The following is a 10,572-nucleotide window of genomic DNA, read 5'->3' as shown; positions in this document are numbered from 1 at the left end:
GCTTCTCCTCCGCCGAGTACCGGCGACGACGCCTGCTCTCCTCGGCTCCCTCTTGGATTTTCTTCTCCATCGTCAGACTCGCTTTCTAGCTGAACGAGCCTGTCCGACTCTTCAGGGGGCTACACCACATCGGCTCCTGGATGACCTTGAGGGGGACGCCCGCCTCGCGAGATGGCTGCCGCAGTGTGGCGCAGGTCGTGCCATGTGATGGCCTCCTGTGCGCGGGTGATGCCCGCCCGCTCCACGGCCCGCGTCAGCCGGTGCTCGGTCGTGCTGGCGGTGAGGGGCTGGCTGCCGGGCCGGCAGCGGAAGCCACAAGAAGGGCCAGGGTAGGCTCCAGCGATGGCCATGCCCCCCGACCAATACGCTCGCGCCGCGGTGGAGGCGGCGCTGCACGTTCAAGTCGAGATTGAGCGCGTTGAGCTGCCGCCTGGCACATCAGGCGAAGCGGTGGTGATGGGACGGGTGGCGCGCGTGTTCCGAGGCCCTCCAGAGCTGCTCTCCTCGCGCATCTCTTTCGAGGTGAGCTGCCTCCGCGAAAACGATGACTCCCCGCCGGGCGGCACGCTCTGGAAACGCGTGGAGGACCTGGAGCAGGCGAAGGTGATTGAGACCTACCTCGACCGGGACGGCCAGGGGGGCTTCCATGTTCCCCGGTGGCAATCCTTCATCATCGACGAGGTGACGGACACGCCGTTGTTCCTCGTCACCGAGGAGGAGGCCCGCAGGCTGGAGGACGCGTTCGGGCCTCCTCGTACGCGAGCGCGCCGTTTCCTCCACGCGATGAACTCAGTCCTGCTTGTCCATGGGCCGGTGTTCCTCCTGGGGGTCGGGGGGCTGGCCGCGATCTGCTACTTCGTCTGGACGCTGGTGGAGTGGCAGCGCGCGCCGTGACCCATGCCGTCGGGGCGCAGCACGAAGGTGGAGGGACCTCTTCTGCCGTGGCCCTCCCGCGACTGTGGCGGTTCGGGGCCTTCCCCGTTCATCCGACGTGCGGGCTCAGCGTGTGGGCCCGTCCTCGGAGGTTCCCTTGAAGTCAGCGGCGGACAGTCCGTGTCGCTTGAGCAGGTCGTAGAAGTCGCTCCGGTTGCGCCCGGCCATCCGAGCCGCGGCACTGACACTGCCGCTGCTGCGGCGCATGGCCTCCGCGAGGTAGGCGCGCTCGAAGGCATCGCGTGCTTCGCGCAGCGAGGGCAAGGCCGCTGTCCCGCCTGGAACGCCTGGCAGCTGCGCGCTCTCGGCTGGGGGCCGCTCCAGCGCCTGGCCAAGGCGAGGCACATGTCGCGGTTGAAGCTCGTCCGCGCCGGCCAGGAGCACCGCGGCCTCCATCTCGTGGATGAGCTCTCGGACGTTGCCAGGCCAGTCATAGCGCTGCATGAGCTCCACCGTCGCAGGCGCAAGGCGCGGCGGACGCAGGCCATAGCGGTTCGCCGTGCGCTCCAGGAAGAGCTGCGCGAGCAAGGGGATGTCCTCGAGCCGCTCGCGCAAGGGTGGCAGCTCGATGGGCACCACGTGCAGCCGGAAGTAGAGGTCCTGACGAAAGCGCTTCGCGGCCACCTCTTCCGCGAGGTCCCGGTTGGTGGCGGCGACCACCCGCACGTCCACGGACTCTTCCACGTCCGCGCCCACGCGCGTGAGCCGCTGCTCCTGCAGCACGCGCAAGAGCTTCACCTGCACGGACGGGGACGCCTCGCCAATCTCATCCAGGAACAGCGTGCCGCCATTGGCCGCGCCAAACAGGCCTTCGCGCTCGCGCACGGCCCCGGAGAACGCGCCCTTCACGTGTCCGAACAGCTCGCTCTCCAGCAGCTCTGGCGGAAGGGCGCCGCAGTTGACGGCGACGAAGCGCTTCGTGTTGCGGCGCGAGAGCACGTGGAGCATCCGCGCCGCGAGCTCCTTGCCGGTGCCACTCTCGCCGGTGAGCAGGACGGTGGCGTCGGTGGGGGCAATGCGGGCAATCACCTCGCGCACGCGCGAAACGGCCTCGCTGATGCCCAGGAGCAAGGGCTCGCCGTCTTCACCCATGCGCCGCCGCAGCTCGGCCACCTCCCCGCGCAGGCGCGAGCGCTCGAGCGCGTGCGTGAGCTTCTGCATGAGCTCGTGGTCGTGAAACGGCTTGGTGAGAAAGCCGTAGGCCCCCTCCTGCATGGCCTGCACCGCGGTTTCGATGGAGCCGTGCGCGGTGAGCATGATGACGGACAGCTCGGGAGCACGCTGTCGCGCGGCCCGGAGCACATCCATGCCATCCATGTCCTCCAGGCGCAGGTCGAGCACCATCGCGTCCACGCGCTCCTGCGCGAGCCTGCGCAGGGCGCCCTTGCCCTCGCTCTCCACTGTCACGTGGTAGCCGCGTGAAGTCATCCGCATGGACATGAGCTCCGCGAGCTGAAGGTCATCGTCCACCAGGAGCACATGGGGCTTCTGGATGGGGGGCTCATGCGTCAAGGCGGCCTCCAGGGGACGCGGGGTCCTCAAGGGGAATCCAGAAGGTGAAGGTGGCTCCAGGCCCGGGCCTGTCCGCGAGCGACAGCTCACCTCCATGCGCGGTGATCATCTCGCGCGCGATGGCAAGGCCCAGCCCCGTGCTGCGGCGCCCACCCACCTCGAGGCTCGCGAAGGACCGGAAGATCCACTCGCGCGCGTGCGCGGGCACGCCGGGGCCCTCGTCCGCGACGGACAGCTGGACCGCGGGCAAGGGGCTGGCGGCGCCAGGGCGCTTGCGGCTCACCAGCTCACAGGTGATGCGCACCGTCTTGCCCGCGCTGGAGACCGCGATGGCGTTGCTCACCAGGTTGGACAGGGCGCGCTCGACAAGGGGGTCATCCATGGGCGCACGCACGGGCTTTGGGGCTGCTTCGTACTCCAGCTGGACCTTGCGCTCATCCGCTTCAAAGGCGAGGTCCTGAAGGACGTTCTGGACAATCTGGTCCACCGAGGCCCCGGCATTGCGCTGCAGCGGCTGGCCGGACTGCACGCGCGACAAATCCAACACGGAGGTCACCATGCGGATCTCACGCTCGCACGCTGCCTGTGCGAGCTTCACCACGCGGGCCTGCTGCTGCGTCAGGGGGCCGATGCTGCCATCGCCCAGGAGCGAGAGGGCCTCGCGCACCCGGGCCAGCGGCGTGCGCAGGTCGTGGGACACCGAGGCCACGAACGCGCTCTTGAGCTGATCCAGCTCCGCCAGGCGCCCACGCATGCGGTCCAGGTCCAGCGAGAGCGCGCGCAGCTCCTCGGGCCCGCGCAATGGGGGCAGGGGGCTGAAGTCACCCTGGCCAATGCGGCGCGCATGCGTGGAGAGCAGCGCCACCGAGTTCGACACCGCGCGCGCCTGCGCGACGGCGAGCGCTCCCGCGGCGAGGATGCCCAGGAGGCCGAAGAGTCCGCCTGAGCGCAGCGCCGCCGAGCCGATGGCACGCGCGTGGTCCTCCTTCGCCTGGATGGCCAGGCGCATGTCCCGCGTGCGCTCGGACCACACCGTGGTGAGGACCTCATCCAGCTGCAGCCGCCGCTCACGCAGGGGAAACGACAGCATCGACTCACAGGTGCCGGCCTGCTCCAATTGCAGGGCGTACTGCACATAGTCCTGGGCGCTCGCGCGGATGCCCGCATCGAGCTGCACCGAGCCGGCGCCGAGCGCGGTCTGGAGCTCCTGGCGTGCGCTGGCGACAGCGCGGTGCACGGTGGGTGCGCTGCTGCCGCGCTGCTCGCAGGCCACCACCCCGCGCCGCACCGCCAGTTCGAGCGCCCAGGCCGCGACGTACACACGCTGCTCTCGCTCGAAGGATGCGAGCTCCTGCTGGCCCACGCTCGCCACCACCTCGTGGGTGCGCATGAGGCCCACGGCCATCTGTGAGAACGCCGCCACCAGCAGCGCGGTGACCACCGCGTAGGACAACAGGAGCCGGGAGCGCAGTCGAAGCACCAACATGGCGCGCAATCTAACGCGCTTCCGTGAGCGCGCCCCGTCACTTCGCACGGCCGTCTGTCGGCCCCGACAGTGTTGGCCTGAGCCGACAGGGGCTCTGCTGGGATGGACCGACAGCGGGGGCACGCTGCACTCGGACAGGGTGGCTGGCACGACATCTGAAAGACGCCGTCGTCCATGCGTTCGACGACCGTTTTCTCCAAGCGACCTTTCTGGACCCAGCGTGCGGGCGAGCTCATCCACGGCTGGCGCGAGATGGTGCACCCAGGCAGCCTGCCCGCCGATGCGGCCGCCGGCTTGAGCGTGGCGTGCGTGGCACTTCCTCTCAATGTCGCGCTCGCGACCGCGGCGGGACTGCCCGCGAGCGTGGGGCTCGTCTCCGGCGTGGTGGCTGGCATCGTGGGCGGGCTGCTCAGTGGCAGCCGCTTCCAGGTCACCGGCCCGGAGGCGGCGCTGCTGCCCCTGGCCGCGGCCATCGTGGCGGCGCATGGCGCCGCGGGCCTCGCCATCGCCACGGTGCTCGCGGGCGCCATGCAGGTGGCGTTGGGGCTCGTGCGCGCCGGGCGGTTCGCGCGGCTCATCCCCCGGCCGGTGGTGATGGGCTTCACGGTGGGCATCGGGCTCTTGCTGCTCAACACGCAGATGCCGCGGCTGTTCGCGGTGGAGGACACGCACCCGGATGCCATGGCGCTCGTGATGCAGCGCACCTGGGGCGGGCACGTGGGCTGGCTTGGCGTTGCCGCCGGAGCCCTCACGGCGCTGGCCATGTTGACCCTGCCCCGGCTGCACAAGCGCATCCCCGCGGTTCTCGTGGGGCTGACGCTTGGCACCGGGCTCATGGTCTGGCTCGGGGCGGGCTACGACGCGGTGGGCGCCTTGCCGCGCTCGCTGCCCATGCCGTCGCTGCCGTCCTTCGAAGGCGTGCACCTGGCGGAACTCCTGCCGGCGGCCTTGGGCCTCGCGCTGCTCGCGTCGCTCGGCTCGCTGCTCGCGACGAGTTCGCTCGATGCGCTCACGGGTGCGCGCACCCACAGTGACCTGGACCAGGACCTGGTCGCGCAGGGGCTGGCCAACATCGCGGCCGGACTCTTCGGCGGCTTTCCGGTGATGGGCGCCATCGTGCGCGCCAGCGCGTCCATTCAAGCCGGCGCGCGCACCCGCGCCGCCTCCGTCATGCATGCACTGTGGCTCTTCGTGGCCATGGCGCTTCTCGCGCCGCTGGTGGCGCGCATCCCCATTGCCGCACTCACCGCGATCCTACTGGTCGTGGGGGTGCGGCTGCTCAACCTGGAGGGCCTTGTTGCCATGTGGAATCAGTCCAAGTCGACGTTGGGCGTGGTGCTCGTCACCGCGCTGGGCATTGCTGTGTTCAATGTGTTTGCCGGCATCGGGGCCGGGCTCGCGCTGGCGACCCTCCTCTACGTGCGGCGCCATGGCGCCCTGCGGCTGGAGGTGCAGCGGGTGACGGATGCGTCGCAGTTGCAGCGCAACCTGCACGTGCAAGCTCCGGAAGTGCCCAATGCCCCCCAGGCGCTGGACCTCCTGGTCGCGCGCGTGGGCGGGCCCATCCTGTTCATCAACCACATCAAGCTCTACGATCTCCTCGACGGCCCACCCTGGGCGAAGCTCGTGGTCATCGACCTGTCGCGGGTGTCGCTCGTGGACGCCGCCGGTGTGGCGACGCTCAAGTACCTGGCGGAGTTCCTCTCCGTGCGCAGCGCGCACCTGGCCCTGGTGAAGGTGCCATCCCAACTGGAGGCCGCGCTCGAGCCGCTCGCGCAGCACCTGCTCGAAGCGCGGATGCACGGCTCGATTGAAGAGGCGCTCGTGGGGGCAGGCCTCGTGCAGCCCTCCGTGCCCGTGGAGCCGGTCGTCCTCCCCGCGCCCCCCGTGCACTCCGCCGCCCCCGCAGCGCACTCCGCGCACCCGTAGAGCGCTGCGCACGGCAGTTGGCTCGCGATTGAGTGCAGAGGCGGGATGACACGCCGGCCCTGGCCACGCTCCCATGGCCAGGGCCAGGCGCACCTGCCGTGGGCAAGCCCCGGTGCTCCTGAATGGCGCACCCCTCCCGGCGGAAAGACTGTTTCCAGGAGAGGAGGAGCCACCCCCATCAGGGCTGCTGGAGGCTACGGGACCGGATAGACGCAGACGGCGAGCGCGCCGCAGCCGAACTCGACCGCGAGCTTGTTGCAGCCCGGCTTGAAGTCCGACCGGTACATGGACTGGGTCTGGGTCCGGCTGTAGGGCCCATTGACGCCCACGCCGCTGTAGCTGATGGACACGGTGAGGTCGCCGTTGCTCCCGGTGCCAGGAGGGATGAGCGTCGTGACGCTGCACGCGGTCTCCGCGCTCGCCTTCACCGGGATTCCCTCACCGCCAATCTTCACGCTGTTGATCTTCATCTCCCCGCTGTTGTCGAAGACCACGTAGGCGGTGGAAGAGTTGTCGATGAGCTCGCCGTCCTTCAGCGTGAAGTCGCAGGCCCCGGGCGTCCAGGTGCCCTGCCGGTACTGGCCCAGGAACGTGTTGGTGCCGTTCTGGGGCTTGAAGCGCATGGTGGTGCCCTCGAACACGACCTCGTAGTCGGGCAGGTTGTGGTTCGCGTCCCAGCGGATCATCCGCGGGCTGATGAGCCGGCCCTTGTAGAGGCCCGCGGAGGGGGAGCCGGGCAGCTCGCACATGTAGACCCGGTCCGACGACTGGCCAGCGATGCCGCCGTACGCGATGTCGGTCTGATAGCCGTACTCGCTGCCGTAGCGGTTCCAGATGCCGGTCACGACCATGTTGTCGCCGCCGGTGTCCGTGTCGTCATCGTCATCGTCGGCGACGCTGGTGTCACAGGCGCTCAGGGAGGTGGACAGGACGCAGCCGAGGAGGAGACGCGCGAAGGAGAGATTCACGGGAGTGCCTTCAGTGGGGTGTGAAGGTTCGCAGCACACCCCATACCGCTCAGGGCGACAAGGTCCTGGCGAACTCCCGCAGGACCTGCGCCAACGCGTCCGGCACCTCCCACGCGGGGAAGAGGCCGCGACATGAAGTCGCGGCGCGCGCCGCCTACCCCTTCAGTTCGCGCGTCAGCTTTGAGTCCCACGGGCACCAGTGGCTGCCAGGGAGGAACGCGCCGCCGGCTTCGTCCAGGTGCTCCTCGACGTACATCATGTTGGCGTCGCACACCTCGATGGCCATCGCGAAGAACCGGATGGTCGAGGGGTCGATGTGGAACGAGAACTTCGGATTGTAGGGAGCGGTCCTCTTGATGATGCGCCCGTGGACATGAACCTCGTTCTTCTCGTCTCCGGAGAGAATGCGGCGCGCATGGGAGATCGTCGACTCGTCCGTCAGCTCGATGACGAATTCGGCCCCAGGCGAGCTGGGCTGGGTGAAGACGAAGCGGGTGGCGGTTGCCATTGTGAGGCTCCTTTTGTGGTGGCCGCCCGGTGTAGATGATTGGGTTTCCTCTGGGAACCGGCTTGGGGATGGATGGGTGTGTTTGGAATGTGCTAGTGCGATGCGCGCACCCCTCCCGCCACCCGGGCTTCGCGTGCAAGCGCTGCTTCTCTTCGCCCTCACGCTCCACCCGCCGGAAGCGCACGAAGGCCTTCATCTTGTGCGCGTTGCTCTCCACTTCCAACAACTTGCGCTCCCCCTGCGTGAGCCGCCACAACACCCGGTAAGGAGACAGGGTTGAGTCGTCACACGATGCCCACCGGCGGCTGGGGAGCCTTTGGTGCGCCCGAGGCGAAGCGCTCGCGCAGGAGCTGGATGAAGCGGGTCAACGACGCGGGGCGCTGGCGGGACGTGCGGGTGACAGCGCTCCAGCGGCGGCGAATCCCGCGGGGCGTGAGCCGGAGGGTGTGCAGTCCACGGCGCCGGGCTGGGAGCATCCATCCGGGCAGCGCCGTCACGCCGACTCCCCCTCGCACCAGCTCGATGAGCGCCTCGGTGAGGGGCACGGGTGAGACCCGCCGAGGCTCGACGTTCGCGGGCCAGAGCACGCGCGTGAAGACATCGAGCTGCTCCCGGGGCGCGGCATAGGTGAGCAGGTGCTCTGACACCAGCTCCTCCGCCGTGACATGGCCGCGCCGCGCCAGCGCGTGGCCCGCGGGCACGACCAGCAGGAGTTCGTCCTCGAAGAGCGGGGTCTGCGCCAGGCGGGCCTGCCGTGGGACGTCCGTGGTCAACGCGAGATCCAGCCCTCCGTTCAGCAGCGCGTCGAGGGGCTGGCGCGTGGCTTCCAGGACGATGCGCAGCTCGGCGCGCGGGTATTCCGCCTGCCACTGCCCCAGGATGGGCGGCAGCCAGCCATACACCGTGTAGCAGCCCGTGCTGAGCCGGAGCAGGTCGTCCTGCGGGTGTGCACGGCAGAGCGCCTCGGCCTGGGCCACCTCACTCAGGACCCGTCGCGCCGAGTCGAGCAGTTTCTCGCCCGCGCCGGTCAGGAGCAGACGTCGCTGGCGGCGCTGGAAGAGCTTCACGCCCAGGCGCTCCTCGGCGTCGCGGAGCTGGTGGCTCAGTGCCGAGGAGGTGAGGTGGAGCTGTCGGCTCGCCGCGGCCAGGCTTCCGGTGTCGGCGACCGCGGCAATCAGCTTGAAGTGACGAAGCTCGAGCATGCCAGGGCAGCTTCACATGAATCGTCTTCATCAACTTCGCGAAATCGTTTCGCTGCACTCAGGTCGTGGACCTCCTTAACGTCGTCGCCCCATTGCCAGGAAGGCGGACGGATGCCCCAGACAGACAGCTCCCCGAGGACGCAGAGCCCTGCCGTACCCCCAGGGAGGTCCGCGCGAATCGACGACATCGAACCGGTCATCCAGGCATCGGCGGAGGCAGCGCGGCCCGGGCGGACCGGCCGCCGGGACTTCCTCCGCGCGGCGGTCTCTCTCGCCGCGGGCGCGGCGCTCCTGCCTCCTGGCACGGGCCATGCGGCGAAGCCTGTCGACAGCGCGGCGCTTCGCGCACAGCGGCTGGCCTGGGCAGGAGTGCGGTTGCAACTGGGGAGGGACACGCTCTTCCTGGACCCATTGCTCGACCCTGCTGTGTGGGGGCCCGCGCTGAAGGACCCGCTCGTCCCCCTGGACGTGGCCGACGGCGGGCGCTTCGTGCTGGTGACCCATCGCCATCCCGACCACTTCGACCGGGTGGCCGTTCGCAAGGTGCTGGGGGACACTGGCACGCTGGTGTGCGCCCCGGACACGGCCGCCGCGGCCGCCGCGGCGGGGTTCCGGGTGCGGTCCGCTCCGCTCTACGAGCCCGTCCTGCTCAATGACTTCACCGCCACCGCCGTTCCCGCGGCGGACGGCTACGGCGATGCCCAGGTGTCCTGGGTTGTCTCCGGAGGAGGCCGTCGCATCATCCACTGCGGCGACACGCTGTGGCATGGGTCCTGGTGGCACATCGGACGTCAGTTCGGCCCCTTCGATGCTGCATTCCTGCCCATCAACGGGGCACGCTTCGGCTGGCGCAAGCCCGTAAGCGACGTCCATGCCGTCCTGACACCCGAGCAGGCGGTCGCCGCGGCCGTGGTGCTGGGGGCCCGACTGCTCGTTCCCATCCACTATGGCGTCGCGGCCTCCGAGGACTACCAGGAGGTCCCGGACGCGGAAGCGCTGCTCCTGGCAGCGGCGCGGAAGCGGAAGGTGAACGTGGAGCTGGCACGCCCGGGGGAGTGGCTGAGCTGGCAGCCCCGGACCTGAGCCTCACATCCTCGAACGCAGGGGGCAGCTACTTCTTCTGGTCAAAGGGCAATCAGGGGTTATGAGGAATGCCCATGAGCAATGAGCGCACGCCTGCCGAGCCCGACGTCATGGAGCCTACGTTCTGGCGGAAGAACGGCTGGTCGGCCAGGGTCATCAAGAACGAGGAGGACGACGGCTGGGCCGTGGAAATCCGCAAGCAGGGGCTCTCCGAGCCCGCCCTCATCAGTCCGTGGGTGATGGGCCGCGACAAGAAGAATCCCAAGCCCTTCGATGCGACGGCATTCGCGACCTTCGTGAAAACGGCCTCGGAGGTCCTGGACCGTTCCGCGCGACAGCGCGACCAGGCCATGACCAAGAAGCTCTCCATCGCCTGGGAGGGCCGCTGGTACGAGGTCCGGCTGGAGCTCGTGGCCGATGAGTATGAGCCCCACGCGCTGCTCTCAGCCATCGACGACGCTGGCGCGACCGTCGCGAAGCATCGCGTGCCGGTGAACTTCAAGTTCACCCGAGACGTCGCCAACGAGTGGGTGCGCGGCGGCTTCCGCGAGCCCTGAGCGGGTTCTCCTCTGGCGCTCAGGGGGCCGAGTAGTGCTCCGACGGCGACTCACCTGGGAAGGTGGGGATCCGCTCGAGGAGCTGCTCGTCCACGAAGCACCAGGCCCAGTCCTCCCCAGGCTCGAAGGATTTGATGACCGGGTGGGCGCTGGCGTGGAAGTGCCGGGTCGCGTGGCGTGACGGCGAGTCGTCGCAGCAGCCCACGTGCCCGCAGGTCAGGCACAGCCGGAGGTGGACCCATTCACCTCCGTCCTTCAGACACTCGACACATCCGTGGCCGCTGGGGTGGCTGGGAGCCGTCCGGTGATGCGCGGTCGCTTCCAGGTGGGAACATGCCTTCTTCATGGCTCGCGCTCCGAGTGGGGGCCGCCGTCCGAGGGCCCCGGGTGTCGA

General features: G+C 69.2%; 10 protein-coding genes. 4 read left to right on the top strand and 6 right to left on the bottom strand.

Annotated elements, in window-relative coordinates; all coding sequences use genetic code 11:
* Positions 1-348: 348 nt before the first annotated feature.
* Positions 349-894: a hypothetical protein gene (locus tag D7X74_RS08395; RefSeq protein WP_199732651.1), complete on the top strand. Its 546-nt coding sequence runs from the start codon at positions 349-351 to the stop codon at positions 892-894.
* A 105-nt stretch (positions 895-999) separates the two neighbouring features.
* Here D7X74_RS08395 and D7X74_RS08390 read toward each other — a convergent pair whose 3' ends face one another.
* Both D7X74_RS08390 and D7X74_RS08385 read right to left on the bottom strand, forming a co-directional pair.
* A complete protein-coding gene (locus tag D7X74_RS08390; RefSeq protein ID WP_120532400.1) occupies positions 1,000-2,445 on the bottom strand; it encodes a sigma-54 dependent transcriptional regulator in 1,446 nt (481 codons plus the stop codon).
* Positions 2,435-3,931, bottom strand: coding sequence for a HAMP domain-containing sensor histidine kinase (locus D7X74_RS08385; protein ID WP_120532399.1), 1,497 nt, complete (start codon positions 3,929-3,931; stop codon positions 2,435-2,437). The genes D7X74_RS08390 and D7X74_RS08385 overlap by 11 nt, the downstream gene beginning before the upstream one ends.
* A 174-nt stretch (positions 3,932-4,105) precedes the next feature.
* Between D7X74_RS08385 and D7X74_RS08380 the strand changes: the two genes are divergently transcribed.
* Positions 4,106-5,860 (top strand): SulP family inorganic anion transporter, encoded by a 1,755-nt coding sequence (locus D7X74_RS08380; RefSeq protein WP_120532398.1) that lies wholly within the window; start codon positions 4,106-4,108, stop codon positions 5,858-5,860.
* Between the two features lie 194 nt (positions 5,861-6,054).
* Here the strand turns inward: D7X74_RS08380 and D7X74_RS08375 are convergent, their stop codons facing one another.
* From D7X74_RS08375 to D7X74_RS08365, 3 genes are all read right to left on the bottom strand, one after another.
* Complete coding sequence (locus D7X74_RS08375) at positions 6,055-6,828, bottom strand: hypothetical protein (RefSeq protein ID WP_120532397.1); 774 nt, start codon at positions 6,826-6,828, stop codon at positions 6,055-6,057.
* A 154-nt stretch (positions 6,829-6,982) separates the two neighbouring features.
* Entirely contained in the window at positions 6,983-7,336 is a 354-nt protein-coding gene (locus D7X74_RS08370; protein WP_120532396.1) for a calmodulin, read from the bottom strand.
* A 284-nt stretch (positions 7,337-7,620) separates the two neighbouring features.
* A complete protein-coding gene (locus D7X74_RS08365; RefSeq protein ID WP_120532395.1) occupies positions 7,621-8,538 on the bottom strand; it encodes a LysR substrate-binding domain-containing protein in 918 nt (305 codons plus the stop codon).
* Between the two features lie 111 nt (positions 8,539-8,649).
* Between D7X74_RS08365 and D7X74_RS08360 the strand changes: the two genes are divergently transcribed.
* Together D7X74_RS08360 and D7X74_RS08355 are read left to right on the top strand one after the other, a co-directional pair.
* The gene (locus D7X74_RS08360; protein WP_120532394.1) at positions 8,650-9,621 is read left to right on the top strand and encodes an MBL fold metallo-hydrolase; all 972 of its coding nucleotides are present in this window, start codon (positions 8,650-8,652) and stop codon (positions 9,619-9,621) included.
* Positions 9,622-9,695: 74 nt separating this feature from the next.
* Positions 9,696-10,178 carry a hypothetical protein gene (locus tag D7X74_RS08355; protein WP_120532393.1) on the top strand — a complete coding sequence of 161 codons (483 nt, stop codon included), beginning with the start codon at positions 9,696-9,698 and terminating at the stop codon, positions 10,176-10,178.
* Between the two features lie 19 nt (positions 10,179-10,197).
* Here D7X74_RS08355 and D7X74_RS08350 read toward each other — a convergent pair whose 3' ends face one another.
* The gene (locus D7X74_RS08350; protein ID WP_120532392.1) at positions 10,198-10,524 is read right to left on the bottom strand and encodes a UBP-type zinc finger domain-containing protein; all 327 of its coding nucleotides are present in this window, start codon (positions 10,522-10,524) and stop codon (positions 10,198-10,200) included.
* Between the last annotated feature and the right edge of the window lie 48 nt (positions 10,525-10,572).

The sequence above is a fragment of the Corallococcus sp. CA047B genome (genome assembly GCF_003612065.1).
GTDB lineage: Bacteria > Myxococcota > Myxococcia > Myxococcales > Myxococcaceae > Corallococcus > Corallococcus praedator.
The sequence above is the reverse complement of the archived record's forward strand: the minus strand, read 5'-3'. Positions and strand labels throughout refer to the sequence as shown.

Bases quoted from the DNA above. Each gene is read 5' to 3' on its own strand.
- D7X74_RS08370 (WP_120532396.1), bottom strand. From the start codon at position 7,336: ATGGCAACCGCCACCCGCTTCGTCTTCACCCAGCCCAGCTCGCCTGGG.
- D7X74_RS08380 (WP_120532398.1), top strand. From the start codon at position 4,106: ATGCGTTCGACGACCGTTTTCTCCAAGCGACCTTTCTGGACCCAGCGT.
- D7X74_RS08395 (WP_199732651.1), top strand. From the start codon at position 349: ATGCCCCCCGACCAATACGCTCGCGCCGCGGTGGAGGCGGCGCTGCAC.
- D7X74_RS08360 (WP_120532394.1), top strand. From the start codon at position 8,650: ATGCCCCAGACAGACAGCTCCCCGAGGACGCAGAGCCCTGCCGTACCC.
- D7X74_RS08355 (WP_120532393.1), top strand. From the start codon at position 9,696: ATGAGCAATGAGCGCACGCCTGCCGAGCCCGACGTCATGGAGCCTACG.
- D7X74_RS08365 (WP_120532395.1), bottom strand. From the start codon at position 8,538: ATGCTCGAGCTTCGTCACTTCAAGCTGATTGCCGCGGTCGCCGACACC.
- D7X74_RS08350 (WP_120532392.1), bottom strand. From the start codon at position 10,524: ATGAAGAAGGCATGTTCCCACCTGGAAGCGACCGCGCATCACCGGACG.
- D7X74_RS08385 (WP_120532399.1), bottom strand. From the start codon at position 3,931: ATGTTGGTGCTTCGACTGCGCTCCCGGCTCCTGTTGTCCTACGCGGTG.